Annotated in this window: 25 protein-coding genes and 1 rRNA gene; 15 read left to right on the top strand and 11 right to left on the bottom strand. The window is 45.0% G+C overall.

Features of this window, described 5'->3' with window-relative positions; genetic code table 11:
* Positions 1 to 97 precede the first annotated feature (97 nt).
* Together B9A22_RS17280 and B9A22_RS17275 are read right to left on the bottom strand one after the other, a co-directional pair.
* On the bottom strand, positions 98 to 865 hold the full coding sequence (locus tag B9A22_RS17280; RefSeq protein WP_084577197.1) for a LytR/AlgR family response regulator transcription factor: 768 nt from the start codon (positions 863 to 865) through the stop codon (positions 98 to 100).
* Positions 858 to 2,558 carry a sensor histidine kinase gene (locus B9A22_RS17275; RefSeq protein WP_084577196.1) on the bottom strand — a complete coding sequence of 567 codons (1,701 nt, stop codon included), beginning with the start codon at positions 2,556 to 2,558 and terminating at the stop codon, positions 858 to 860. Before B9A22_RS17275 ends, B9A22_RS17280 begins: the two co-directional genes overlap by 8 nt.
* 165 nt (positions 2,559 to 2,723) lie before the next feature.
* On the opposite strand from B9A22_RS17275, the gene B9A22_RS17270 reads away from it, so the two are divergent.
* The 5 genes from B9A22_RS17270 to B9A22_RS17250 all read left to right on the top strand — a co-directional run bounded on the left by B9A22_RS17270 (position 2,724) and on the right by B9A22_RS17250 (position 6,124).
* Complete coding sequence (locus B9A22_RS17270) at positions 2,724 to 3,146, top strand: DMT family transporter (RefSeq protein WP_176215569.1); 423 nt, start codon at positions 2,724 to 2,726, stop codon at positions 3,144 to 3,146.
* Positions 3,147 to 3,154: 8 nt separating this feature from the next.
* Positions 3,155 to 3,589, top strand: a complete 435-nt coding sequence (locus B9A22_RS17265; protein WP_084577194.1) for a DMT family transporter — start codon at positions 3,155 to 3,157, stop codon at positions 3,587 to 3,589.
* A gap of 62 nt (positions 3,590 to 3,651) precedes the next feature.
* Positions 3,652 to 3,930 (top strand): hypothetical protein, encoded by a 279-nt coding sequence (locus B9A22_RS17260; RefSeq protein ID WP_084577193.1) that lies wholly within the window; start codon positions 3,652 to 3,654, stop codon positions 3,928 to 3,930.
* A gap of 234 nt (positions 3,931 to 4,164) precedes the next feature.
* Positions 4,165 to 5,748 (top strand): hypothetical protein, encoded by a 1,584-nt coding sequence (locus tag B9A22_RS17255; protein ID WP_084577192.1) that lies wholly within the window; start codon positions 4,165 to 4,167, stop codon positions 5,746 to 5,748.
* A 19-nt stretch (positions 5,749 to 5,767) separates the two neighbouring features.
* The gene (locus B9A22_RS17250) at positions 5,768 to 6,124 is read left to right on the top strand and encodes a zinc ribbon domain-containing protein (protein WP_084577191.1); all 357 of its coding nucleotides are present in this window, start codon (positions 5,768 to 5,770) and stop codon (positions 6,122 to 6,124) included.
* A gap of 47 nt (positions 6,125 to 6,171) precedes the next feature.
* On the opposite strand, the gene nadE is transcribed toward B9A22_RS17250, so the two are convergent.
* Both nadE and B9A22_RS17240 read right to left on the bottom strand, forming a co-directional pair.
* A complete protein-coding gene (nadE, locus tag B9A22_RS17245; protein WP_084577190.1) occupies positions 6,172 to 8,058 on the bottom strand; it encodes an NAD(+) synthase in 1,887 nt (628 codons plus the stop codon).
* A gap of 270 nt (positions 8,059 to 8,328) precedes the next feature.
* Positions 8,329 to 9,405 (bottom strand): HD-GYP domain-containing protein, encoded by a 1,077-nt coding sequence (locus B9A22_RS17240; RefSeq protein ID WP_176215568.1) that lies wholly within the window; start codon positions 9,403 to 9,405, stop codon positions 8,329 to 8,331.
* 200 nt (positions 9,406 to 9,605) lie between these two features.
* On the opposite strand from B9A22_RS17240, the gene B9A22_RS17235 reads away from it, so the two are divergent.
* The 6 genes from B9A22_RS17235 to pckA all read left to right on the top strand — a co-directional run bounded on the left by B9A22_RS17235 (position 9,606) and on the right by pckA (position 15,462).
* Entirely contained in the window at positions 9,606 to 9,863 is a 258-nt protein-coding gene (locus B9A22_RS17235; protein WP_084577188.1) for a CPF_0552 family protein, read from the top strand.
* Between the two features lie 118 nt (positions 9,864 to 9,981).
* Positions 9,982 to 11,055 carry a DUF362 domain-containing protein gene (locus B9A22_RS17230; protein ID WP_084577187.1) on the top strand — a complete coding sequence of 358 codons (1,074 nt, stop codon included), beginning with the start codon at positions 9,982 to 9,984 and terminating at the stop codon, positions 11,053 to 11,055.
* 4 nt (positions 11,056 to 11,059) lie between these two features.
* On the top strand, positions 11,060 to 11,530 hold the full coding sequence (ybaK, locus tag B9A22_RS17225) for a Cys-tRNA(Pro) deacylase (protein WP_084577186.1): 471 nt from the start codon (positions 11,060 to 11,062) through the stop codon (positions 11,528 to 11,530).
* Between the two features lie 40 nt (positions 11,531 to 11,570).
* Positions 11,571 to 12,242, top strand: a complete 672-nt coding sequence (locus B9A22_RS17220) for a B3/B4 domain-containing protein (RefSeq protein ID WP_084577185.1) — start codon at positions 11,571 to 11,573, stop codon at positions 12,240 to 12,242.
* A gap of 39 nt (positions 12,243 to 12,281) precedes the next feature.
* Positions 12,282 to 13,778, top strand: a complete 1,497-nt coding sequence (gene thrC / locus B9A22_RS17215) for a threonine synthase (protein ID WP_084577184.1) — start codon at positions 12,282 to 12,284, stop codon at positions 13,776 to 13,778.
* Between the two features lie 148 nt (positions 13,779 to 13,926).
* Positions 13,927 to 15,462: a phosphoenolpyruvate carboxykinase (ATP) gene (gene pckA / locus B9A22_RS17210; protein WP_084577183.1), complete on the top strand. Its 1,536-nt coding sequence runs from the start codon at positions 13,927 to 13,929 to the stop codon at positions 15,460 to 15,462.
* 17 nt (positions 15,463 to 15,479) lie between these two features.
* Here pckA and B9A22_RS17205 read toward each other — a convergent pair whose 3' ends face one another.
* The 7 genes from B9A22_RS17205 to B9A22_RS17175 form a co-directional block, all read right to left on the bottom strand.
* The gene (locus B9A22_RS17205; protein ID WP_084577182.1) at positions 15,480 to 15,665 is read right to left on the bottom strand and encodes a hypothetical protein; all 186 of its coding nucleotides are present in this window, start codon (positions 15,663 to 15,665) and stop codon (positions 15,480 to 15,482) included.
* Between the two features lie 25 nt (positions 15,666 to 15,690).
* Positions 15,691 to 16,611 carry a non-homologous end-joining DNA ligase gene (ligD, locus tag B9A22_RS17200; RefSeq protein WP_217805976.1) on the bottom strand — a complete coding sequence of 307 codons (921 nt, stop codon included), beginning with the start codon at positions 16,609 to 16,611 and terminating at the stop codon, positions 15,691 to 15,693.
* A complete protein-coding gene (gene ku, locus B9A22_RS17195) occupies positions 16,601 to 17,464 on the bottom strand; it encodes a non-homologous end joining protein Ku (RefSeq protein ID WP_084577181.1) in 864 nt (287 codons plus the stop codon). Before ku ends, ligD (B9A22_RS17200) begins: the two co-directional genes overlap by 11 nt.
* 18 nt (positions 17,465 to 17,482) lie before the next feature.
* Positions 17,483 to 18,469 carry a non-homologous end-joining DNA ligase gene (gene ligD / locus B9A22_RS17190; RefSeq protein WP_084577180.1) on the bottom strand — a complete coding sequence of 329 codons (987 nt, stop codon included), beginning with the start codon at positions 18,467 to 18,469 and terminating at the stop codon, positions 17,483 to 17,485.
* Between the two features lie 163 nt (positions 18,470 to 18,632).
* A complete protein-coding gene (locus B9A22_RS17185; protein ID WP_084577179.1) occupies positions 18,633 to 18,932 on the bottom strand; it encodes a zinc-ribbon domain containing protein in 300 nt (99 codons plus the stop codon).
* A gap of 132 nt (positions 18,933 to 19,064) precedes the next feature.
* Positions 19,065 to 20,876: an oligoendopeptidase F gene (gene pepF, locus B9A22_RS17180; protein ID WP_084577178.1), complete on the bottom strand. Its 1,812-nt coding sequence runs from the start codon at positions 20,874 to 20,876 to the stop codon at positions 19,065 to 19,067.
* A gap of 101 nt (positions 20,877 to 20,977) precedes the next feature.
* Positions 20,978 to 21,760 (bottom strand): N-acetylmuramoyl-L-alanine amidase family protein, encoded by a 783-nt coding sequence (locus B9A22_RS17175; protein ID WP_084577177.1) that lies wholly within the window; start codon positions 21,758 to 21,760, stop codon positions 20,978 to 20,980.
* Between the two features lie 153 nt (positions 21,761 to 21,913).
* Here B9A22_RS17175 and B9A22_RS17170 point away from each other — a divergent pair, with 153 nt between their 5' ends.
* From B9A22_RS17170 to B9A22_RS17160, 4 genes are all read left to right on the top strand, one after another.
* Positions 21,914 to 23,677: a B12-binding domain-containing radical SAM protein gene (locus tag B9A22_RS17170; RefSeq protein ID WP_084577176.1), complete on the top strand. Its 1,764-nt coding sequence runs from the start codon at positions 21,914 to 21,916 to the stop codon at positions 23,675 to 23,677.
* The gene (gene mnmL / locus B9A22_RS17165) at positions 23,661 to 24,614 is read left to right on the top strand and encodes a tRNA modification radical SAM protein MnmL/YtqA (RefSeq protein ID WP_084577273.1); all 954 of its coding nucleotides are present in this window, start codon (positions 23,661 to 23,663) and stop codon (positions 24,612 to 24,614) included. The genes B9A22_RS17170 and mnmL overlap by 17 nt, the downstream gene beginning before the upstream one ends.
* A 179-nt stretch (positions 24,615 to 24,793) precedes the next feature.
* Positions 24,794 to 24,949, top strand: coding sequence for a hypothetical protein (locus tag B9A22_RS25540; protein ID WP_176215567.1), 156 nt, complete (start codon positions 24,794 to 24,796; stop codon positions 24,947 to 24,949).
* 407 nt (positions 24,950 to 25,356) lie between these two features.
* A 16S ribosomal RNA gene (locus B9A22_RS17160) occupies positions 25,357 to 25,548 on the top strand; the annotation flags it as partial.

Here is a 25,548-nt window from a genome sequence, read left to right as displayed (position 1 = left end):
CCAGATCGATTTTGAATACATAATTTCTTTCAACAGAACAAATCAGGCGGTCAATGGAAATATACGAGGGCAAAAAGAAATGGCGCCAAGCTGGCGCCTACTTAAGTCCTAAGAGTTCTTTGATATCTTTAATTTGTCCTTTGCCGACAGGTACCTCAATCGTATTGCCGCCTGGGGTAGGCAGTTTAAGCCAATATGTCCCTTTAAACCAGGGAATAACCTCTTTGACTTTTTCCATGTGCACGAGATAGCTTTTATGCACTCTGAGTATTGTTGTTCCACGCAGGCGTTCCTGCAGCTCTGACAATGTGCCTGCGTAGCAATATTCACCTGTCTCAGCTACTACTGTGACTGAGCCAGTTTGGGTATGGGCATAGATCATGTCGCTGTAGTTTACTAGCACAATTTTTCCGTTTTTTTCGGCAGCCAGCTTGTACACAGGGGGTTTGGCAGCCGTTGTTATTGCTTGGTCAATGCGGGTGGCAGCTGCCTGCCAATCTTCTGGATAATATTTTTGCAGGCGCTCAGCGGCAGCTGCTACCCGTTCGCCATCAAAGGGTTTTAATAGATAATCAATAGCGCCAACTTCGAAGGCCTTTATTGCATATTCATCATAGGCAGTGGCAAAAACAATAAGTGAGTTAGGGGTCGCGGTTCTCAAGGCTAGTGCTGTATCAACCCCGCTCATGCCGCGCATCTGGATATCTAAGAAAACTACATCAGGCCTGTGCTGAGCAGCCAAGCCCACTGCTGCGGGGCCATTGTCAGCTTCCCCTACTACAGTAATACCTGGTAGCTTGGACAGTAAAAATTTAAGCTCATCTCGTGCCGGTAGTTCATCGTCAACAATAATGGCTTTAAGCACAGTCTTCCACCTCATCATTAAGGCGTTTAGGCAAACGCAGAGTAATTGTAGTACCATGGCCAGGCTTACTGGTAAGTGTCAGGCCATAATTGCCGCCGTACTGACCATACAGGCGTTCATGGACATTAATAAGACCAATACTTTCACCACTGGGATATTCCAATGGGTTATTCGTAGCTAAGTCCATGCCTACTCCGTTGTCGGCAATGCTGATTTCAATAGCTTGGCCGCAGTCGGCAGCTTTAAGAAATATTGAGCCGCCCTCAGGCTTGGGCTGTAACCCGTGCTTGATGGCATTTTCGACTAATGGCTGGATGGTAAGTGACGGAATCCTGTAATGACCAAGGCCAGTTTCGATGGCTTCTGTTACTACCAGTTTTTCGCCATGGCGAGCTTGCTCGATCGAAAGATACGCCCGAACTTGGGCCAATTCTTCGTCAATGGTAATGTTCTGGCCAGTCTTGTGCAGCGTATAGCGGAAGATCGCGCTTAATTTGATCAAGAGCTCTCGGGCTAAATCAGGCTTGGTTCGCACAAGTGAAGTAATCGTATTAAGGGTGTTGAATAAAAAATGCGGGTTGATTTGGGCATGAAGTGCTTTCATTTTGGCTCTGGCCGCCATTTTAGCCTGGCGGTCAATCTCGGTAAGTTCAAGCTGGGTAGAAAAGAGGTGAGCCAGGCCGGTCGCAAAGACAATGTCTGACTGACCGACACCATTGCCTCTTGTATAATAAAGTTTCAAGGCACCAATCACCCTGTCAGCACACTTGAGCGGTACAATAATGGCGCTTGCCAGTCGGCAGTCGGGGTGGACACAGCCGATTCCAGCTTTATCTCGGGCAAGTTGCATCTGACCTGTCACGAGTACTTGGCGGGTGGAGGTTGTTAAACTTGTCTCAGACGGAGGAGCATGGTGAGAGCTCTCGGCTCCAGCGAAAGCCAGGACGCGGTCAGCATTAGTGATGGCTACGGCATCATAACCGGCGGTTGCAAAAATAATTCGAGCTGTTTCGTGAGCCGATTCAGCATTGAGGCCGCGCCGCAAATAGGGTAAGGTTTTATTGGCAATATCAAGTGCCTTGTGTGATTGCTCAGCACCGACTTTTTCTTGGGCATCCATAGCTGTTTTAATGATAAGCATAAATACCGCCAGGCCTAGCGAGTTAGCAACAATCATAGGCAAAGCAATTTCGCTGACAAGCTCCCAGGCTAAGTTGTAAGGGCGGGAGGTTAAAAGGATAATACCCATCTGCATAATTTCACCTAACATACCGGCCACAAGAGCCAGCCACCATGGGATGGGGCGCCCTGGGTACAGGCGGTGTATCATGCCGGCGAAAAGACCTTCGCACAAATTGGCCAAGGCGCAGGAAAAAGCGGTAAAACCACCTAAGAGGTATCGATGCCCGCCGGCGATGATTCCTGCTGAAACTCCCATGAGTCGGCCCCCGATTAAGCCGGCAGCCATGACGCCGACAACACGTGAATTAGCAATAGCGTCATTTACAGGTATGCCGGCATATGTGCCCATAATGCCGACAAGTCCAAAAAAAATCGTAAGAAGTATAGCATCCCTGTTCGTATTACGGCGGTTAATCAGCCGCCTAAATACACTGGTTTGAGATAGCACAAAAGCAAGCGTGGCAGCCACGCTCATTCGTTCAATCATTTCTAACAGCAAATGTTCGGACATACATATCCCTCCATTGTTTCAGGATAGCATTTTTCCTGACAGCTGACAATCATTCCTGAGAGGGGAAAAGTAAGTATGTTTTGGTATATACTAAACTGTTGTTGTAATATCAATAAGAATGAAAAGCAAGCTCATATTCTTAAAAACACGAAGAAGGTGCTCACTATGATAGTAATAAGTGGTTTGATGATCGGTGTCTTGACTGCCATTATGGTGTCATTAAACGGTATATTAAGTACTTACCTTGAAATGTACAACTCCGTTCTTATCGTTCACGTTGCTGGTCTGATGACTGTGATTATTACGCTGCTTATTGTACGGGAGGCAGTGAATAAGGGGAGTAGTGCTCCGTTATATCTGTATTGTGTCGGTATATTCGGAGTGCTTATGGTCGTATTGACTAATATCTGTTTTCAATCGATTGGCGTTGCTTTAACAGTAGCTACCGGCCTTTTGGGCCAGTCGGTACTATCGGCTTTGATTGATCACAATGGTTGGCTGGGAATGCCTCAACATAGGTTTACTGCCCGGAAAATTCCGGGTTTGGTGCTTATATTGACTGGTACGGCTATCATGATCGTATATTAGGTGTTACCATGATGTTTGCGATTATTCTTGGGGTTGTGATTGGTTGTATTGGTATCCTGAACATGGTGGCTAATGCCAAATTGGCCGAACGAATTGGAATCTTTCACGGAACGCTGATCAACTATTGCGGCGCGTCAGTCATTCTGTTATTTATTATTTTTAATAATCATATTAGCTGGCCATCACCAGCAGAGCTGGGGGCTGTACCGTGGTGGGTTTATTTTGGTGGCCCTATCGGGGTAGCAGTAGTTGCTGGTCTTAATGTCATTGTCCCGCGTCTGCCTGTCATGTTCTCTGCGCTGATTACCTTCTTGGGCCAGATGACGGCAAGTATCATTATTGACTGGATGCTTGGGCACAACAGTTTTGTAGGCAATGTCGTAGGCGGCGTACTTATCGCCTGTGGGCTGCTGTATAACAGCTATATTGGCAAGGAGCAATGATGAAACGCAGCTTGGAGTATCTGGGCGGCTGTCTGGTTATACTATGACCGGAGGCGATGGCCGTGAAAAACGAATTTGGTCAGGTTATTCCAATAGTTGCTTGGCGGAAGGCCGGCAGTTATATAGCTTCATCGAGCCGGGCAGACTCAGAGCAAACAGTTAAGGCGCTGGTTTATCATGAGGACGACGATTATATTGTGACTTTTGGTCAGCCGCCATATCTGTGGCGCAGGCATAGCTCGCTTGAAGAAGTTGAACAGACCTATTTTTATTATGATTGGTCTGTACCGCTGGTGGATGACAATAAGGTTAATGGCCCGATACTCATAGGAAAATTGTAGATTTAGCTGCAGATAAAAATCTCCCTGATCCGTTCATGGGAGATTTTTTTATTATATAATATAAGGATATGAATGTAGCCTGACCTAGCACTAACGCTGAGGAATGGAAAAAATTGACTTTAATAACTAGATTATGGTAAATAATACCAGTTATTAAGTGTGCTACTAGTTTAGCAGGGGTAATCGTGATATAATAAACGGTGTTAATGTGCTTAAAGGAGCTAAATGTTACCCATGACTAATATAAAAAATGTCTATGATGAAGTCCGAGTTTTTTTCAATGAAGAATCGGAATGGGATTCTGCGATAAAACGCGAATGGATTGAAGGTTTTTTGCGGCAAAAAGCCTGGCAGGGGGCTACTGATGATACCCTAAGGGATGCATGGCGTAATCTTCATATGTTCGTATTGTATTTGGCCTATTCAGGCGAGACTGTCGTTGACGAGATGACGGCTTCTGAGTATAGTTTAGCCGTTGAATGGATGATTGTACAAATAGAAGATTTTAAGCCTAATATCAAGACCGTACGACATCTATTTGATGTACTGCAGGAGTTTTACAGCTATCTGGCTGCTAAGAAACTAATTGCTGAAACAACCGAATTGCAGCAAGCTGCTGAATTTATGACTGGGGGCAAACGTCTTAAATTTATTGAGGCTGGGACCGAAGAAGAGGAATTACAGGGGCTATTTGACGAAGGGGAAGCGAGCTCAACTAAAACACTGCTGACTATGCCTAAAGATCTCGGGAGAATTGTCGGCGAGGCAGTTGAGCGTCTGATGCTTAAGTTTAGCGCCTATTTCCAGCAGGAAAACTTTGTTGATGACTTTGATCGAGCGCTTATGCTCTATCTTGGGCCGTTAGGGCAAATGCCGGAAGACGAAAACGACGACGAGTTTTGGCTGGGGTTTTGGGACTATTTTCTATTTGACTATCATCTGTTATCAAATGACCGGACACCGCTTGTTCAGTTTAATATGGATTACAGTGACCGCCTATCTGCTGAAGAACGGAAGATACTGCAAGAGCTTATGGGCGCCAAGTTCACTGTTTTTTATGTAGAAAGTGTGATCAATCAGGATTGGGTTGAATGTATTAACCTTTTAACAGAGGAAAAATTCCGTTTGCCTAACCCTAATTATGATTATAAGCTTGTGAAGAAACTGCTGTTTTATGGTCATGTTTTTCTGCAACAAGAGGAAAAAGAACTGGTTATGATTAATTTTATTACCAGTGTTGAAATAAGCAACAATTTACGCCGGAGGATTAAAGAAGAAATCATCAGGCAAAAAGCTATGTTGGAGCTGCAGCAGTCTGGAACTACCTGGAGTGATTTTGTGCAGCGGCATGCCAATGCGGTGCGTCACACTATTGATCTTTTGGCTACTTGGGCCAGAGTCAATGTTACCTCATATGCACAGGTTGAACGCAAGTTCCCGCAGCCGCCGAGCGATGGTAATGCCATTATTATCAATAGTGAGGTTACCGAATTAATCGGGAGATTCATGCCCCAATTTGGCTATTCGCGTCATGATGCAGTTTTGGCGCAAAAGATGTGGCAAGATTTCGCACATATGGGAACAGTTAATGTTCGGAAGCCTGCAGCCTGGGCCTCGGCTGTTATTTTTTCTTATTCGCAGATTAATTCTGGCGAATCTGAGGTGCCGGCTGAGACATTGGCTGAAGAAATGGCCGTAAGCAAGTCCAGTATTAGCGTTAACCGCGCTAAAATATTTGAGGTATTGAAACTGGAACGTTATGATCCCAGGTATCTGAGTGAAGAAGGAATGGTTGCATTGCTATATGATTTGCAGTAAGTGCTAGGAGGGGTAGAAAATGGAATGTCCTAACTGCAGTGCGCAAATTGAACCTGAAGCCAGCAGATGCCAGCACTGCGGACATGAGTTGGCAGTTAAGGTACTAAGCCGTCAGGAACGTGATAATTTTAATGGGATTACGATTGAGGAAAAAGGCGATAGTGACAATCGACGTCAGTATGCGGGCTCGGGCGATCGACCACGGGTTAAGCAAGTAAATATTGCTTTTGACTCTTCCAGCTGGACTGGCAAACTGATTGTGGCCGCAATTTTGGGGTTACTGGTATTCTTTTTCCTGCCGCTATTCATGTTTGTGGTGTTAGCGGCTGGCGCGGTACTTGTAGTTGTTTGGTTATTGCGGATGTTTAGCAGATAGAGAATAGATAAAGAAAACACGCAGGCGCAATTGTGCCCGCGTGTTTTTTAATGACATAATAACTTATTCTTTAATTTTTGATATTCTTGAGTAAAATATACGCCATTTTGCGCTTCGCGGTGGTCAAATCCATAGGCACGACGGCTGACAGCTAGTACGGGCGGGGCTTGAATCCGTTTGGCCACAGCCATGCCGGTATAGAGACGCCACCAACGCTCAAGATCATCAATAAACTCACGCGGGCCAGGGAAAAGCTTAGCTATTAAACCTGCTTGACAGCCTAGTTTCTGCTCAAGTACACCAGTGCCCTCGCTATACCACACTAAGATATCTTCTGGGGTAACTCTGTTCCAATATTCCATAAAGGCGCGGAATAAAAAGTCATGGTAGGGATACATGATTGGATCGCCCTTGCCTTCATCAACCGACTGCTCAAAGGAGAGCTCGGCACTTGGCACCAGGTCGATAATAGCCTGGGGGATTACTTTCCGGCCATAGACCTGGGTGTTTAAATAATTTGCTAATTGATAGACTTGATGCTTCCACAAATCAGCCAGGGCAGCCAAGAAGCCGGCTTGGTCACCATAAAGAGTAGAATAGCCGACAGTTAGTTCGCTCTTGTTAGCGTTGCAGGTAAACCCGCCACCAAAAGCTGCCGAAATGCCTGCCAGCAGGCGGGATGACCGGTCGCGGGCCTGGATATTCTCTAATACAAAGGAAGATACCGAAAGGTGATTTTGCTCACCTGTAGCCAGATTGGTTACAGGTGTACCGCTTATTTGGCCAGCCGTGTGCTCCACTGCTTGCTCAATTGGCATCACTGTGTATAAGCAACCAAGATTGCGAGATAATTGTGCAGACAAGTCTTGTGTTGTTTTCGAGTTAAACTTGCTCGGCATGTTGACAAGCAGAATGTTGTTTGGTTTTACAATACTGGCATACAGGGCGGCGGCTACCGCCGAGTCAATACCACCTGACACCCCGATTACTATCTTGGTCATGCCAATGGCCTGCAAAAATTGCTTGACACCATAACTGATCGACTGATATAAGCTGTCAATGGTAAAGTCGTCAGGGACACTGACTGGTGCGAGGTTCTGGCCGCCAGTGGCAACATCTATCTCTAGATAAGTAAGTGTTTCGGTAAACGGCTGGCAGTAAGCAATGATTTGACCGGTGCTGTTGTATACTGTACTGAACCCGTCAAAGGTATATACTGTTTTACCGTTGTTTTGAAGGCCGGTGTTATTAACATAGAGTAAGGGGACGCCTGTTTCCTGTGCCTGTCTGGAAAATACCCTGTTGCGTTTGTTGTTTTTCCCCAGTGTAAACGGCGAACTGGAAATATTAATGATTAAATCCAGTGGGCCATTGGCACTTAAAGCAGCAATTGGATCAACGCTGTAATCGTCATTCCAGCCGTCCTCGCAAATAATGCAGCCCAAGCTATATTCTTTTTCCCTTATTAATATTTTAACAGGAGTTAGTAATGTCTCTACATCCTGTTTAAGTTCAAGTGCTAGTTTACGCAAGCTGAAAAAATGCCGCGTATCGTCAAACTCCCGATAATTGGGCTGTAGTGTTTTAATGCGTGTGGAAATAAGCTGACCATGTTGGGCTATAAAGCAGGCATTGTGTTTGCGTACCCGGCCATCGTCCCCACGCTTATTCCACTGGGGGGCAATATTCCCGAAGATGACGCAGATGTCCTGGGATGCAGCCACTATCTTCTGGCCAAAAGCCTCACAATCGCGAAGGTATGCCTGTTGTTCCCAGGCGTCGCCTAGTAAATAGCCAGGAATGGCCATTTCGGGGAAGATAATGATATCAGCCTGTTGGCTTTGAGCAGCACTAATCATGGTTAACATCTTTTGGGTATTCAAGTCTGGCCTGCCAGGAATGACTTCCATCTGACCTAAAGCAATTTTGAGCAAAAACCATTCACCTCAAATCGTACAAATGACATGCAGTGTTCTTTTCGCTGCCAGCCAGCGCTTGTCCTTCAAAAAAATGCTAATAGGACTGTATTATTTGTTACTATGGTAACAAATAGACTTACTGTTATAAAGGAAAGTTATGCACTCCCCAGACAATGTTCGAATCTTGCGTGATATTCTATTCAAACAACAGTCGGTTGAGTCAGCGTGAGTAAAATAATACAATATAATTAAGAAAGCCACCATGAATGAAATGGCAGCTTTCTATTAGCGTACTACATAATGAATATATACTTCAGGATGTTCTGATAGATCAACTACCGATCCGTCATCAAGCTGAACCATGGATGAAGAGGGTTTCTTTTTATTGATAAATACCACTCGGCCCTCACGCCCATCAGTGAGCATCACCCGGTTACCTGAGAGAAAATCAGCCATGGTATCAGCAAAGGTGATACATGCCTTAGGATCAAGTCGGTAAACCTCATCCCAGAGTTTCTGCAGGCTGCAGTAAGGGCTTAGCATGGACTGCGGGTTCTCACGATTAATGGTCAGGCCTTCGTCATATAAATCTGCTACAGCAATTATTTTGGCATATGGATGGATGTAATAATCAGTAATTCCACCAGGATATCCACTACCGTCCCGCCGCTCATGATGCTGAAAAACGGCGGCCGTGATGCTTTGAGATATATCGGGGATTTTGCTGACAAGCTCATAACCGTAGGAAACATGCTTCCTATATTGCTCATATTCTTCTGGTGACAGTTTATAAGGCTTATGTAAGAGTTCAGGAGGTAAGAGTGACTTGCCGACATCATGCAATAAACCGGCCAGAGAAATTGCGTTCACTTGTTCTGGCGGGAATTTTAGCCAAGTGGCAATAAGGGCTGAGATGGCGCTGACGTTAACACTGTGATACATGGTGTAATCATCACAGGGCGGCAGGTTGTAGAGCCGGTCAATCACATTGCCAGCTTCGGTAACACTTTCCGCAATATCAGCGGCTGTGGCAGTAAAGGTGTCAAGCGGAACTTTCTGTGTAGCTCTGATATCATCAAATGCTTTTTGCACAACAAGGACTGACTGGTTGTATGTATTGAGGAACTTCTGAATTTTCGGGTCGACAATAGGATTGGCAGCAGTGACTTCCGCATAGACAAAAACCTTTGGAATCTGCCAGTTACCCAATTTTTGAATATTATGCTGGCTGATAATACTATTCTTAGCAAACAGAATTTTTCCGTCGGCTGAGCAGATATCATGCGCTAGCTCCATTCCAGGAACTAGAAAATCAGTCCGGTGTTCGATAATCTTACGTTTTTCATCAGTAATTTCACGCATAAGCACCTCGATACAATTGTTACACAGAAGGAGAAAAAACGACAAATATATTAGAGAATATTTCCACATAATAAGGAGAAATCCTCTATGTTTTCTAAATAAATTTGAATGGAAAAATTTGCTGATTTATGTTGGAAACAAGCAGGATTTTTATAATTAGTGGATAAGTATTATACGAAGATATTTGGGAGGTGTTACTAATGACCAATTGTTCGACAATCATGGCCATTATCCAAGACAACCGTGTGGAGACTGCTATAAAGGTCCAAGATGTGCTGACTAAATACGGTTGCCATATTCGGGTACGTCTCGGACTGCATGATGCCGCTGTGTGTGGTTGTACTAATAGTGGCATCATATTACTTCAGTTATGCGGCGAGGAAGTGCCGGTCAATCAGATTGAGCAGGAACTTAAAGAAATTCCCGACGTAAAAGTAAAATACATGACACTCGATTAAGAGAGTATGGGCGCGGCTTGCCGCGCTCGTACTGTTTATTGACAAATTGAGGAAACAATTATATACTGTGAAAAAATGCAAAAGCTATGGACAAAAATTCTAATTGGAGGGACTGATCGTGACAACAAACGTGTATTTTATCCCAGTGGCTGATGGTTTGACGACAAGTGAACAAGCTAAAGCCATGGCCAAAATTTTTGAAGCCTCCGGTGCTGCTCAGGCAATCAGTAGTAATGATTTTGTTGCAATAAAAGTTCATGTAGGTGAAAGGAAAAATACAACCCATGTTAAGCCTGAAGTGATAAAAGAATTGGTGCAAAAGGCTAAAGCAATGGGCGGTCAGCCCTTCCTTACAGAAACCTCTACTTTATATAAAGGTGAGCGTGAAAACGCTGTAAAACATATCTTGCATGCCCATAACCACGGCTTTAGCATCGAAAATGTAGGTGCTCCGTTCATTATGGCTGATGGATTGGCCGGCAATACTGAACATGAGGTTATAGTTGATGGAGAGTTGCATAAATCGGTAAAAGTAGCAAGAGAAATTCTAAATGCCGATTCTTTATTAGTTGTTTCACATCCGACCGGCCATCCTGCTGCAGGTCTGGGGGCCTGTATAAAAAATATGGGTATGGGGCTGGCTAGCCGCATGGGAAAAATGCGTCAGCATTCGGCCATGCTGCCTGAAGTCAGGGATAAAGCATGCCAGTTTTGTCAAAAGTGCATCAAATGGTGTCCGCAGGACGCTATTGTTGAACAAGGTGGCAAAGCATTCATTGTGACCGAAAAATGTATTGGCTGCGGCGAGTGCCTGGCTGTGTGCCGATTTGATGCTGTAAAGTACGACTGGAATGCCGAATCCGGTTTCATGCAGCGGAGTATGGCGGAACATGCCTACGGGACAGTGATTGGCAAACCGGGAAAGTGCTTCTATTTTAATGTGCTGATTGATATGACCAAGGATTGCGATTGCTTTAGCGTTAAACAGTCGAAACTAATCCCGGATATTGGGATATTAGCGTCCAGTGATCCGGTAGCGATCGATAAGGCGACCGTTGATCTTACTGCTAAGGCTCACGGCAAATCGTTGGCTGAAATGTCGTATGCTGAGCATGATGCGATGATTCAAATCGGGCATGCCGCAAAAATTGGTATGGGCTCGCTCGAATACAAGCTTATTACTATCGAGTGATGCCATGAAGACAAATGCTGCTAGAATATTAGATGGTCTTAAAATTGAATATGAGCTTAGTGAATACAAGGTAGATGAAACTGATTTAAGCGCGCAAAATGTCGCAGATAAGATTGGTATGCCACATGGTCAGGTCTTTAAGACCTTGGTGGCTAGGGGCGACAAGACAGGTGTTATCATGGCCTGTATTCCTGGCGCTGCCGAATTAGATCTCAAGGCATTGGCCGCAGCCAGCGGTAATAAAAAAGTAGAGATGGTGCCGCTAAAAGAGGTGCAACCGCTGACTGGATACGTAAGAGGCGGAGTTTCGCCGCTTGGGCCGAAAAAACGCTATCCGGTGTTTTTGGATGAAAGTGCCTGTAATTGGCCAATAATTGCCGTTAGCGCCGGTATCAGGGGCTGTCAGATTGTTGTTGCTCCTGATAAACTGGCACAGGCCATAAATGCTAAATTGTGTACAATTGCCCGCAACTGATATGGCCTATGATTTAAATGTCCGGGGGGAGTCTTTTTCTATGAAAATTGCTATTAATGAAAGCATTAGCCACGTTGTTCCCAATTGCAGGTTAGGTTATCTAACCATCAATAACGTCGTTGTCAGGGGAACACCGCCTGCCTTGAGCCAGGAGTTTGCCCAACTGCAAGCAGAAGTGGCTAAAGCATATAACCTAGAGGTATTGACGAAGGTTCCCCGGGTTTTAGCAGTTCGTTCTATGTATAAGAAGCTTGATTTTGATCCGTCCCGTTATCGTCCAGCGTCTGAAGCGCTGGTGCGGCGGGTGCTGCAAAAGAAGGATTTATATTATGTAAATAGCGCGGTGGATGTAAATAATTATTGTTCGATAAAATACTTATTGCCGTTTGGCCTATATGATTTGGACCAAATAACTGGGGATGTTGTGTATATGCGGGCTCACGAAGGCAGTTATATTAATATAGCCGGTAAGACTGTCTCGACGGAGAATAAGCCGTTCCTGACAGACGGTGAAGGTGTGTTCGGCAACCCTACATCAGATGCGCGCCGAACCGCAGTTACGCTGGCAACCCGCAATCTCTTGGCGGTTGTCTACGCCGATGAAAGCGCCGGTGCTGACGAGTTGCAGGAAATACTTGATTTTGTCGCTGAGATGCTTGTTTGCTATAATGGCGGGACGGTTACAGGAAAGTATATTGCTCATACAGAGTAATTGTCGTTATATTTGCCCTACAGGAAGGAGTAATTTATTATGTATGTTAGTACACGCGGTGCAGCCGAGAAGCTGACGGCGGCTCAGGCCATTGCTCGGGGAATAGCCCCTGATGGGGGGTTGTTTGTACCAGAAGCCATTCCATCGGTAGACGGGGAATTTTTAACCAGACTGACTCCTCTTACGTACCAAGTGCGAGCTGAAGCCATTTTACGCTTGTTTTTACCTGATTATACTGCTGCTGAACTAACAGATTGTGTAGCAGGTGCTTACAGCAGCGAAAAATTTTCGAATACTGATGTAGCTCCGGTCATAAAGATAACTGATGGAACTTTTGCTTTGGAATTGTGGCATGGCCCGACCAGTGCTTTCAAAGATATGGCGTTGCAGCTATTGCCCAGGCTCTTATCCTGTGCGCTCAAGAAAATTGGCGAACAAGCTGAGATTGTTATTTTAGTTGCAACATCAGGCGATACCGGTAAAGCGGCTCTTGAAGGTTTTAAGGATGTTGAGCAGACGCGGGTCATGGTGTTTTACCCTGAGGATGGCGTTAGCCAGATCCAGCGACTACAGATGATTACCCAGGAAGGCAATAATCTCAGAGTCATGGCGGTAAAGGGGAATTTTGATGACGCCCAGACAGGGGTTAAGCATATTTTCAGCGACAGTGCCTATAATGCCTCACTTGCTGAACATGGTTATAAGCTGTCGTCGGCCAACTCGATCAACTGGGGGCGGCTTGTTCCTCAAATTGTATACTATTTCAGCGCCTACGCCGATTTGGTAAGGGATAAGCACATCACGCAGGGGACTTTGGTTAACTTTGTTGTTCCGACAGGTAATTTCGGTAACATTCTGGCCGGTTATTACGCCAAGTTGATGGGATTACCGGTTAATAAGCTAATTTGTGCGTCAAATAGTAATAATGTACTGACAGATTTCCTCACAACAGGCGTGTATAGTCGCAACCGCCAGTTCCACAAAACCTATTCCCCCTCAATGGATATCCTTATCTCAAGCAATTTGGAAAGGCTGCTATACCATATAGCAGGGGGGAATTCGGCAGCAGTCAGTGAGTGGATGGCAGAATTAAATAGCACAGGTCAATATAGAGTTTCCGATGAGCTTTTAGCTACCATCCAGAAAGCATTTCCGGCAGGTTGGGTAGGTGACGAGGAGACGGCCGCTACAATTGGTCAGGTATATAAGGAGCATGGCTATGCTCTTGATCCGCACACTGCGGTTGCGTGGAAGGTTGCTGAAAAATACCGCCGTCAATCAGGTGATGTTACCCCTGCTATTATAGTTTCTACAGCCAGTCCGTTTAAGTTTAATGAGACAGTACTTACCGCTTTAGCTGGCAGTGACAGCCTTGCCGGTAAATCTGAATTTGCCGTCTTAAATGACTTGGCTAAAATAATTAACAGACCAGTGCCCCCGGCACTTGCTGAACTTGAACATAAGCTTGTTCGCCATCCACGTGTATGTGAGAAGCAGGATATGCCAAGTGTCGTAAAAATTGAGTTGGATATCTAATAATGTTACACTATTGAGTTGATTAGTAAATACTACATGCAAAAAAAACATAAAAAAATAACAAAATAATGATTCTGTATACAAAATACTTATGTTATAATGATATAGGCTAGCCGAGAACTGCGATATGTGAAAGGGAGTATGGAGCATGAACGGGAATGTACATTATAACTTAAGTCCAGCACAATTAGTAGAAGCAGCTATTAGGCGGGGCGAGGGACAACTCACTGCCACTGGCGCGCTGCAAGTTACCACTGGCAAATATACAGGCCGCTCGCCAAATGATAAATTTGTTGTTGACTCGCCTGCGGTGCATGATAAAATTGCTTGGAATGCTAATAAGCCGTTTTCAACTGATAAATTTAATCAGTTGTATAATCGAATGATGGCCTATGTGCAGAACCGGGAAGTATTTATTTTTAATGGTTTTGCTGGTGCTGAGCCTAAAAACCGGATTAGTGTTCAGTTTGTGAATGAATTTGCCTGGCAAAATTTATTTGTGCACCAGCTGTTTATCCGTCCAGCCTCAGTACAGCTCGAAGCTACTCCTGACTATAAAGTAGTTTGCCTCCCTGGGTTTAAAGCTGATCCAGCCATTGATGGTACTGCTTCAGAGGCTTTTATTGTTCTTAATTTTGAACAGCGGTTAGTACTTATCGGCGGCACCCACTATGCAGGGGAAATGAAAAAATCCATATTTACTGTTATGAACTATATCTTGCCTGAGCGAGACATTTTATCTATGCACTGCTCGGCCAATGTAGGTACCAAAGGAGATTCGGCCTTATTTTTCGGGCTAAGCGGTACCGGCAAAACGACCTTGTCAGCCGATCCAGATCGCCATTTGATTGGTGATGATGAGCATGGCTGGAGTGATGAAGGCATTTTCAATGTTGAAGGTGGCTGTTATGCTAAGTGTATTGGTCTCAAACATGAGACAGAGCCGCAGATTTGGGAAGCCATTCGGTTTGGGGCTGTGTTGGAAAATGTAGTGATTGATCCGGCAACCCGCATGCCAGACTTCGCTGATGACTCGATCACAGAAAATACCAGGGTAGCTTATCCGGTAGACTATATACCTAATGCACTCATTCCCGGGGTAGCTGGCCATCCGAAAACAATTGTGTTCTTAACAGCCGATGCCTTTGGGGTGTTACCGCCAATTGCCAAGCTGAATGCTGAGCAAGCCATGTACCATTTCTTGTCAGGTTACACCAGCAAGCTTGCTGGTACCGAGCGCGGCATTACTGAACCCCAAGCTACCTTCTCCGCTTGTTTTGGCGCACCGTTTTTGCCACTGTCGGCCCTGAGGTATGCTGAACTCCTGGGAGAAAAACTCAAACGTCATGAAACCAACGTATTCTTAATTAATACAGGCTGGTCAGGTGGACCCTACGGTGTTGGCAGCCGCATGAAGCTGTCCTATACCCGTGCAATGGTAACAGCAGCCATCGAGGGGCACCTCGAACAAGTGCCATACCAGCTTGATCCTATATTCAATGTTTATGTGCCGGCAAGCTGTCCGGGCGTACCTTCTGAAATTCTTGTGCCGCGTAATACCTGGGTTGATAAAGCGGCTTATGATCGTAAGGCCCAGGAATTGGCCCAGTTATTTGTTAAAAACTCCGGCAGCTTCAGTCAAGCTATTCCGGCTGAAATTGCTGCCGCCGGACCCAAGGGTTAGTATAAAAGCCGCCGTTATCAATAAACGGCGGTTTTTGTATGTCTCTTTACTATCCTGATATAAAGTATAACTTTCTCCTGGATAAGGGCAACATCGACTTCCGCCGTCGCCAGAGGCTCGGCGCAAGCCGTGTTTTCTTTATCCTGTAAGAAAGTATAACTTTCCGTCTGGATAAGGGCAACATCGGCTTCCGCTTTCGCCAAAGTCTCGGCGCAAGCCGTGTTTTCTTTATATAGCTGGCAGTTTTTGTTTAAGGCTAAGTACTGGGGAGAATAAGTCCCCTAATTTAGCCGCCCGATCGAGTACCTGCGCTGCTTCAAAGGTTAGAAAATCGGGATTTTTTCCTTCTACTACGCTAGCAACTTCTTCCCAGGTCACTGGCGTGGATATTGTAGGACGTTCTTTGGCACGGAGCGAATAAACACAAACCGTTGTTTTGTGTTCATCATTTTGACTCCAATCGATAAAGACTTTACCTGTGCGCAGCACCTTCTTCATATTGGCGACAATCCGGTCAGGATATTTTTCCTGAAAGCGGGTAGCCAGCACCCTAGCAAAGTTCTTGGTTGTATCGTAATTAACTGGTGTATTAAGCGGTACATATATTTGCAATCCTTTGGAACCTGAGGTTTTGGGGAAACTTTGCAGTTTATGCCTGTCGAAATAGTCTTTTAAGAGTAGGCCGACTTGGGCGCAGTCTACAATTGTAGCAGGCGGACCTGGATCAAGGTCGAACACAAGGAGCGAAGGTTGGTTTATTGCTGGAGCCACAGATAGCGAGGTGTGTAGCTCAAGTGCTGCCAAATTAGCAGCCCATACCAATGTTGGCAAATCAACTGCATTGCAGAAGTTGATATTGCGGTTATTGCCACCGCTCCACACAGGTATAGTTTTAATCCATTCAGGGCGGTGGGCTGGGCATTCTTTTTGGTAGAAGAACTTGCCTTGTGCACCATTAGGATAACGCTTCATAGTTAGCGGCCGGTTGGCAAGGTGGGGTAGGAGAACAGGCGCAATGCGAATATAGTAGTCAAGCATTTGTCCTTTGGTAAAGCCAGTGGCGGAATAGAATATTTTGTCAAGGTTGCCGATCTTAAGCTTCCGGTCGGCTATATCAATCGTTGTTTTACCCTTGTTGTCACTGGGCACTTGCTTTTTTCCTCCTGTCTGCTGCCACCGGCTTCTCAGCCTTGTTCGGCTTTGTTCTTTTTCCACCGCTGTTTTTGTCTTTTATGGCCGAGATGCTGGCCTCAAGAGCAGCCATCAGGTCAATTACTTTGCCGCCTTCTTTAATTTCAGGCTGACTAATCACTGTTTGGCCTTCGGCCTTCTTCTCAAGCATGTCCAGGACTTGTTGATGGTACTGGTCGTGGTACTTGGCAGGTTCAAACTCAGTAGACAGTGACTCAATCAGTTGCTCAGCCATAGCCAGCTCCCTTTTATCCGCTTCAGGCACTTCTAACGGCAGTTCTTCTAGTTGGTCAACAGCAAGCACTTCATCGGCAAAGTGCATTGTAGATAGTGCCAGAGCTTTGCCGGCAGAACGAATGGCGGTAAGGTATTCTTTATTACGCATAACTACTCGGGCGATTGCAACCTTGCCGGTTTTCTGCATAGCAGCCAGTAAAAGAGAGTAAGCTTTGCCGGCGCCTTTATCGGGGGTGAGGTAATAGCAGCTGTCATAATATAGGGGGTCAATCTGGTCGAGCTGTACAAAGTCTTCAATAGCAATAGTACGGGCGTTTTTAGGCTGGATGGCTTCAAGATCATCGCTGGTGACGACTACATATTGCTCTGGCGAGATTTCATAGCCTTTGACAATATTGTCGGTTGGGACCTCTGCGCCGTCAGAGGGGCAAACTTTTTTTAGACGAATACGACAACCATCAGATTTGCGTAGTTGATTAAATTGGATAGATTTCTTTTTTACGGCGTTGTACAGCTTGACCGGGATATTGATAAGGCCAAAGCTGATTGAGCCGCTCCACATCGGTCGGGGCATAGGCGTTACCTCCCGTGGTTAGTCTTCGCGTATTACCTGACGCGGGTCTTTGTCATTTCGTAGGCCCTTAAAGGATGGATGCCTGAGGGTATGGTTGGGTGTCCATTCAGTAAACTCAAACTCCCCGACCAATACCGGATCAACAAACTGTGCGCCTTTTACAGGTGGAGCTTGAGAAAACGGACTGGCTTCAATGCTTAGCGGTGTCAGCACTTTGGCTAGTTCTGCCAAGCTAACCTGAGTAAAGCCGGTGCCGACTTTACCTGCATATATGAGATGTTGAGGAACATCTCCGGCTTGTGCTGCCTCAGGGGTAAGATTATAACAGCCAATAAGAAGTGCACCGATTTGTCCTTGGCGGGCACCCTGGCCTGGCACCCAGCCGCCGATGACTAGTTCTTGGCGGCGTTGATTTTTGATTTTGAGCCAAGCTCCGGTGCGCTTACCCGCTTGATAGAAGCTGTCCAGGCGTTTGGCAATAATGCCTTCCAGGCCCAACTTACGGCTGGCCGTTAAAATGGTTTGGCCATCACTTGTCTTATAGCCAGGTGTTTGCCAGTAAGTACCGTCAAGAGCAAGGCTTTCTAGTATGGCCCGCCGCTCAGTGTAGGGCTTGTCTAAAAGCAGACTGCAATCTAAGGATAAAATGTCAAAGATAACGTAATGAGCAGGAACCTGCTGCATCATTTCGGCGATGATTTTCTCGTCTTTCAAGCCCATACGGTGCTGTAACCGGGAGAAAGAGGGGAGTCCAGCCGGGTCAAATGCAACAATTTCGCCATCTAAAATCAGTTCGGTATGATTGCTGCCGATTGACTCAGCTAAGGCTGCAAGTTCGGGATATTGATGAGTAATGTCTTTAAGGTTGCGGCTCATAAGGCGGGACTTATTCTTTTCCAGATAAAATATGGCTCTGATGCCATCCCATTTGATTTCGAAGCTATAGCTATCTTGTTCGTTAGGCAACTGGCCAGGTTTAGCCAGCATTGGTTTGAATGTCGGCATAACGTCCCTCATGAAGGCGTATTTGCTATTAGTTTTCGCATGCATGCTAAATCTATTCGAAAGAACCGAGAATACATAGAAATGCGTAGATATGCGATTTGCATGTATTCGGGCAATAAAAAACAGGCCGGATGTTATCCGACCTGTGATTGACGATTAGTAATTATCTGTTGGATTGGAAGCAATCGCGGCAGTATACAGGTTTTCCGGCAGTAGGGCGGAAAGGAACCTGGGTTTGAATGCCACAAGCGCTGCAAGTAGCGTCGAACATTTCGCGTTGGGGACGAGTGTTGCCGCCGCCCATACGACCACCGTTTTGACGTTTTCTAGCTGCACGGCAATCCGGGCAACGGGAAGGATCATTTTGGAAGCCTTTCTCAGCATAAAAAGCTTGCTCTGATGCTGTGAAAGCAAAAGCTGCGCCACATTCCTTACAGGCAAGATCCTTGTCTTGATAATCCATGTTTAACCAACCTCCGTAATATGTGTTTGACTCAAACAATTGCTGGTCGGTTGGTCAAGACACGAAGTAGCGAGCCATCGAGAGCAATTATGTTTTGTCATATAATCAATATAACGCGAAGTCCAAAAATTGTCAAGAGAAGGTTGATAATTTTTCCAGTTCATCCAGCATGGCCGAAAACCTATTGAGCGTAAGTTCAACAGGTTGCGGTGTTGACATATCGACGCCAGCCTGCTTCAGTATATTAATCGGATAATCTGAACCACCGCTTTTTAAGAAGCCGACGTATTTTTGTTGAGCATCTTCGCCCTCGTTAAGCATTTTTTCAGCCAGAGTGGTGGCTGCCGCATAGCCAGTAACATACTGATAAACATAAAAGTTCCAATAGAAATGTGGGATTCTGGCCCATTCGATGTCTATTTCAGGGTCAACCACCATGTCAGGGCCATAATATTTGACGTTTAGTACATGCCACATTTCATCAAGCAAATCAGCTGTGAGTGTCTCTCCGTCCTCTGCCTTGCTATAGATGCTCTTCTCAAACTCGGCAAACATTGTCTGGCGATAGACAGTGGCCCGCACCATTTCAAGGTATTGGTTTATTAGATAGAGTTTCTTTTGCTTGTCGGTTGTTGTTTTTAAAAGAAAATCATTGAGTAGAATTTCGTTAGTCGTTGAAGCCACTTCGGCGGTAAAGATGGTATATTGGGAAGTGGCATATGGCTGGGTGGCCTGACTATAATAGCTATGAATGGCATGACCCATCTCGTGAGCTAGCGTGCTGACATCTTCAAGGCGGTCATTATAATTTAAGAGCACGAAGGGATGGGCGCCATACACGCCCCAGCAATAAGCACCTGTTTGCTTACCTTTGTTTTCATAGACATCGATCCAGCCGGAAGTTAGGCCCTTGTTTAAAATATTAGTATACTCAGGGCCGAGTGGAGCTAGGCCGTCACGTACTAATTTTAGCCCCTCAGGGTAGGTTATGTTGAATTTTATCTCCTGTGCCAAGGGGGTGTATAGATCATACATGTGGACACTGTCAAGGTTTAAGGCCTTTTTCTTAAGGGCAATGTAACGGTGTAGTGGTCCCAAATTGTTATTGATAGTGGCAAGTAGGTTGTCGTAGACGCTTAGCGGGATATTGCCATCAGACAAAGCTGATTTTAGGGTAGAGTCGTACTTGCGGGTGCGCGCGTAAAAGATATTTTTCTTAACATTGCCTGCCAGTGTGGCAGCAAAGGTATTGCGGAATGTATTGTAAGAGCCGAATAAGCCGGTAAAAGCGTCTTTGCGCACACGACGGTCAGTTGACATGATCAGTGAACGATAGCGGCCTTCACTCAAAGCGATGGTTTTGCCATCCTCACCCGTGATGTCGGGAAACGTCATATCGGCATGAGCCAGCATATTAAAGATATTTTCCGCAGCCTGTGTTGCTTCGGCTGACCGGGAGAGGATTTCTTCTTCAGCAGGTGACAAAACATGCTGCTTTTGGCGAGTCAGATTGTCAAAATAAAAACTGTATTCAGCCAGTGATTGTTCACGACGGAAAGAGGATAGTACCTCGTCTGGCATGGCTAAGATCTCCGGTTCAATAAACGAAGTGGCTGCGCTTGCTTCGGAAAGCAGGCCTTCAGTTTTGCCAACAAGTGCCTGATATTTAGCATTTGCTGTGTTTTCATCCCGCTGCAAGCGGGCATAAGCAAATAGCTTACCAGCGAGAATATTTATTTCATCCCGCAGCTTTAGGCAGGTTGTCAGTTTTTCGGCTGAGTGGGATAAGGTTTCCTTATAATCGGCTATTTTTGGCAGGGTATTTTTAACTTTATCAAAGTCGGCTTGCCATAATTCTTCACTGCTATAGATATCTTCAATCCGCCATTTGTGGTCAGCCTGTATTTCATCGCGGGATGGCAGTCCTGTAGTCGGTTGCGACATAACAACACTTCCTTTTCAGAAACTTATTCGATAACTTATAATATATATTAGCGTAGTATGGTAGTATTTCCTGGTATAGCATGCCCAAAGGGAAATATTTTCTATACTTTGAAGTATTTTAAGATACCGTCACAAATACTCTCGGCAGCATTATCCCGGCCATCCACACTAGATAAGAGCATCTCTTCAACAGGATTGGAGATAAAAGCTGTTTCAATAAGTATTGATGGCATGTTGGTGTAGCGCAGCACGTAAAAGCTGGCAAAGCGTGCGCCACGATTTTTTGTACCTAATTTGTCAGCCAGGTTGCGCTGCACCAGATTGGCGAGTTTTACCGACTCCTTGTTGCCATAGTGAAAAGTCGTAGTACCAGCCGCCGTATTGCTGGTAAAAGCATCATTATGGATACTGATAAATAAATCAGCTTCAGCCTGGTTGGCAGCCTCTACCCGGGCGCTCAGCTCTTCGTTGGCTGTTGCTTCGGCAAAAGCTACATTGGTATCTGAATCTCTGGTCATAACCACTGTGGCTCCGTTTTTTTCAAGTTTTTCTTTGAGCAGCAAAGCAATGGCTAACGTATTGTCTTTTTCCATTGTTCCAGTGGGGCCGAGGGCACCAGGATCACTGCCGCCATGCCCAGGATCCACACAGACAACTTTACCGGCAAGGCGGGCATTCTCATCTTCGTTTCTTTCATCTGTAAGATACTCGGTTGGTAACGGCGGCATGGAGGAGTTCTTGGAGTTGATAAGAACTAATTCCTTTTGCGCGTCATAACGGATTCCCCAGTTGAGAACTTGTGCCATATTGCGGAGAGTTATTAATAAATCACGGTTGACTCGAGCGCTGCCTGGTAGGTAGCGACCATCGATCATTATCCGCATGCTAATCACCTTCCTCATGGTTACCTTGTTCTATCTTATGCGGAGCCGCTTTGGGTGGTGAATGCCGCGACGTACAAGTGGTGGCAGGATATTTGACAAGGTGGACCGAAACAACTATACTTGCAGGGAGATTATGGTACTGGGAGACTGATTGTGAACGTATTGCTATCAACGTTAAATGCAAAATATATACATTCATCTTTGGCGCTGAGATATTTAGCGTCCTATTGTCAGGTGTCTGGGCGAAATGTAACTGTGCGTGAATATACCGTTAATAATGGTTTGCTTGAGATCTTGAGTGATATTTATGCTTGTCAGGCTGATGTAATCGGTCTGGCCTGTTATATTTGGAATATTGAAGCCAGTCTGGAGCTGGCTGGGCTAATTAAAAAGGTACAACCAGCAGCAGTTGTTGTACTGGGGGGGCCAGAAGTCTCTTATCAGCCTGAGGACATATTAGCTGCTCATGCAGCAGTTGATTATATAGTGCTAGGTGAAGGCGAGCAGACGTTAGAGATATTGTTGGCAGCGCTGGGTAAAGGGCAGACTGCAGCAAGTATTCCAGGCGTGGCCTATCGCAGCGACGGAGGAATTGCTGCTAGTCAGCCTCAGGTGGTTGCCAACCTTAATACTATTCCATTTCCTTATGCCCATGAGGACATGGCGCTGCTTAGTGAGAAAATATTGTATTATGAGAGCTCACGCGGGTGTCCATTTTCTTGTCAATATTGCTTATCAAGTGCTACTGCGGGCGTGCGGTTCTTAGGGCAGGAACGAGTAATTAGCGACTTGCAATTTTTTGTTGAGCATGATGTGCGGCAGGTTAAGTTCGTTGACCGTACTTTTAATGCCCGCAAGGAGCACTACTTTCCAATATTGAAGTTTCTCGCGGCGCAAACTTGCCGGACTAATTTCCATTTTGAGATTGCCGCTGACATTTGGGATGAGGAAGTACTGGAGTTTCTACGTCACGTCCCGCCAGGACGGTTTCAGTTTGAGATTGGTATTCAATCAACCAACGAACAAACGCTTACTGCAATCAAGCGGCACAACAACTGGTCGCAGATTGTTGAAAATGTAAGCAGGGTCAGAGATTATGGCAATATCCACTTGCATCTTGATTTAATAGTGGGTCTGCCACACGAAGACATAGCTGTATTGGCCAAGTCATTTGATGATGTTTACGGCCTTCAGCCAGATATGCTGCAGATTGGTTTTCTTAAATTACTCAAAGGGTCAGGCATCAGACAAAGAACTGCTGATTACGGCTATGTTTACATGGATAGTGCGCCATACGAAGTCCTTGCAAGCAACTACCTGGACTATGGTCAAATCAGACGACTCAAGATTTTAGAAGAAGTGTTTGAACAGGTATACAATAGCGGACGTTTTAAATACAGCCTGCCCTGGTTTGTTGCACTTGTCGGTGGCGGGGCGTTTAATTTCTACTATAAACTTGCCTGTTATTGGGAGCAGCATGGTTATCATCTGGTTGCACACAGTGCAAAGACATTGTATAAACATATGGCTGAATTTTGCGCTGTTTTTTATCCTCATGCAGAGTACGAGTACCGAGAGTTTTTAAAATTTGATGCGCTTATGAGTGAGCATGGGGCGGTACGGCCAGAGTTTTTGTCATGGAACCAGATGAATCAGGCATCAACCGATAAATGGGCAGAATACAAAACTGCATTTTGGCGAGATAACGAACGTGTCCGGCGGTATTTGCCTGACTTTGTATTTACCACATGGCGGGACCTCAAGAAGAATTTTCACATTGAGGTGTTTGGGGTGGATATACCCACCTATCTACAAGATGCTGAAAAGTTGGGCAATCGCGAAGTGGCGGTGCTTTTTTCTTATCAAAACTCGAGAATATCTTATCAGGTGATTAATCATGATGACTTCTGGTCTTAGATATAACCCATATTCTGAATATCTCCGCCAACGGTATGGTGAAAAGGTGTATAAACTGCCTGTTAGCCTGCCGGTGACCTGCCCCAATCGTGACGGTGAATGTGGACAGGATGGCTGTGTATTTTGTGGGGAGATTGGTGCAGGCTATGAAAATCTTCCTGCTTCGCTGACAGTCAGCGACCAGTTGGCAGCCAATAAGGCTCATATTGCGCCTAAATATAAAGCTAAAAAATTCATTCCCTATTTTCAAAATTTCAGCAATACCTATCTGCCTGTAGAGCAGCTAAAACGCCATGTTATTGAAGCCTGCCAGGAAGATATAGTAGCCATTGCGCTGGCTACTAGACCAGATTGTATTAATGATACCTATCTGGAGATGTTGGCTGATGTGCGAGAAGAGTATGGCATTGATATTAGTATTGAACTAGGTTTGCAGACAGTTAATTATCATACTTTGGCAAAGATTAACCGCGGACATACGCTTGCTGAGTTTATTGATGCTACGCAGCGGATTAAACACTGGTCAATGGATGTGTGTGCTCATCTTATTTTAAACCTCCCTTGGGATGATATGGATGACTCGATAGAAAGTGCCAAAATACTCTCAGTAATGGGGGTTGACCAAGTCAAACTGCATGCCTTGTATGTTGTTAAAAATACTGTAATGGCTGAGTGGTATCAGAAAGGTGAAATTACGCTGATTAGTAAAGAGGAATATGTTGAGAGAGTAGTTACCTTTCTGGAATACCTTCATTCTGATATTGTCATCCAGCGTTTAATTGGCCGTGCACCTGAGACGAATACGCTGTTTACCAATTGGCAGACTGGCTGGTGGAAGATACGCGAGGCGATTGAGGAGCAATTACTAGCGAGAGATACCTATCAAGGGAAAAAATGTAAATATCTAAATGGCCCGGCTGTGAGAAAATTTTTATAGATAAGCAAAATCACAGTCTTTTGCAACTGTGGTTTTGGTAAATTAAAGAGAAATGCATTTTGTCTGAGTTATTAGAAAAAACTTACTGTTCTGTGTTTAAATAAAGTTATTTACAAAGATAGCTAGAGTTGTTAATATTATACTGCAGTTTGACAATTAAGGAGAGTGTAGTATTAATAATGAGAAAGCTTCAATTGTTAGAGCAGATAGATAAACTTTCATCTCTGCTTCATAGTGACGATCTAAACGAACTAAACTTTACCTCAGGTACAATCAGTGAAATGCGTCAGAAACTCGATATACTGTCTGAAGAATATATTGCATGCTACTGCTAAACATCGTTTATACGATGTTTTCTTTTTTTAGAGTATGATTATTGACATAGTGTAAGGTACATGTTAACATAAACAAGTCGCTTTTATCGAGTAAGTATGCGACGAATCTGCCAAAATATGAATATTGACACAGTGTGATGTGCGTGTTAATATATAAAAGTTGATTGCGTCAAGCAACGACAACGATTGCTAAAAAGATATATTGACACAGTGAAAGTGGTGTGCTAATATATAAAAGCTGTCGAATTCAGCAGCAATGCGAGTGCGACAAAAACGTTCCCTGAAAACTGAACAATGTAAAGTAATGCATCATAAAAATGCCAGATGTGCGTGCGTGTCGCAAGACACAAACCAAAAACAAATTTTGATTTATATTGAGCCATTAAATGGCTCCAATAAATATAACTTTATTGGAGAGTTTGATCCTGGCTCAGGACGAACGCTGGCGGCGTGCCTAACACATGCAAGTCGAACGGAGTAAGTAGCAATACTTACTTAGTGGCGAACGGGTGAGTAACGCGTAGACAACCTGCCTCTAAAATGGGGACAACACCGCGAAAGTGGTGCTAATACCGAATGTGGTATCTCGGTTGCATGAC

Source organism: Sporomusa malonica (assembly GCF_900176355.1).
Classification (GTDB): Bacteria; Bacillota; Negativicutes; order Sporomusales; family Sporomusaceae; genus Sporomusa; species Sporomusa malonica.
Note: the sequence above shows the minus strand (reverse complement) of the source record. Positions and strands in the feature narration are given on the sequence as shown.

What these genes read in the sequence shown, in the direction of transcription:
- B9A22_RS17275 (WP_084577196.1), bottom strand. Translation starts at nt 2,558, where the DNA reads ATGTCCGAACATTTGCTGTTAGAAATGATTGAACGAATGAGCGTGGCT.
- B9A22_RS17270 (WP_176215569.1), top strand. Translation starts at nt 2,724, where the DNA reads ATGATAGTAATAAGTGGTTTGATGATCGGTGTCTTGACTGCCATTATG.
- B9A22_RS17265 (WP_084577194.1), top strand. Translation starts at nt 3,155, where the DNA reads ATGATGTTTGCGATTATTCTTGGGGTTGTGATTGGTTGTATTGGTATC.
- B9A22_RS17255 (WP_084577192.1), top strand. Translation starts at nt 4,165, where the DNA reads ATGACTAATATAAAAAATGTCTATGATGAAGTCCGAGTTTTTTTCAAT.
- B9A22_RS17250 (WP_084577191.1), top strand. Translation starts at nt 5,768, where the DNA reads ATGGAATGTCCTAACTGCAGTGCGCAAATTGAACCTGAAGCCAGCAGA.
- B9A22_RS17240 (WP_176215568.1), bottom strand. Translation starts at nt 9,405, where the DNA reads ATGCGTGAAATTACTGATGAAAAACGTAAGATTATCGAACACCGGACT.
- B9A22_RS17235 (WP_084577188.1), top strand. Translation starts at nt 9,606, where the DNA reads ATGACCAATTGTTCGACAATCATGGCCATTATCCAAGACAACCGTGTG.
- ybaK (WP_084577186.1), top strand. Translation starts at nt 11,060, where the DNA reads ATGAAGACAAATGCTGCTAGAATATTAGATGGTCTTAAAATTGAATAT.
- B9A22_RS17220 (WP_084577185.1), top strand. Translation starts at nt 11,571, where the DNA reads ATGAAAATTGCTATTAATGAAAGCATTAGCCACGTTGTTCCCAATTGC.
- thrC (WP_084577184.1), top strand. Translation starts at nt 12,282, where the DNA reads ATGTATGTTAGTACACGCGGTGCAGCCGAGAAGCTGACGGCGGCTCAG.
- pckA (WP_084577183.1), top strand. Translation starts at nt 13,927, where the DNA reads ATGAACGGGAATGTACATTATAACTTAAGTCCAGCACAATTAGTAGAA.
- ku (WP_084577181.1), bottom strand. Translation starts at nt 17,464, where the DNA reads ATGCCCCGACCGATGTGGAGCGGCTCAATCAGCTTTGGCCTTATCAAT.
- ligD (WP_084577180.1), bottom strand. Translation starts at nt 18,469, where the DNA reads ATGCCGACATTCAAACCAATGCTGGCTAAACCTGGCCAGTTGCCTAAC.
- B9A22_RS17185 (WP_084577179.1), bottom strand. Translation starts at nt 18,932, where the DNA reads ATGGATTATCAAGACAAGGATCTTGCCTGTAAGGAATGTGGCGCAGCT.
- pepF (WP_084577178.1), bottom strand. Translation starts at nt 20,876, where the DNA reads ATGTCGCAACCGACTACAGGACTGCCATCCCGCGATGAAATACAGGCT.
- B9A22_RS17175 (WP_084577177.1), bottom strand. Translation starts at nt 21,760, where the DNA reads ATGCGGATAATGATCGATGGTCGCTACCTACCAGGCAGCGCTCGAGTC.
- mnmL (WP_084577273.1), top strand. Translation starts at nt 23,661, where the DNA reads ATGACTTCTGGTCTTAGATATAACCCATATTCTGAATATCTCCGCCAA.
- B9A22_RS25540 (WP_176215567.1), top strand. Translation starts at nt 24,794, where the DNA reads ATGAGAAAGCTTCAATTGTTAGAGCAGATAGATAAACTTTCATCTCTG.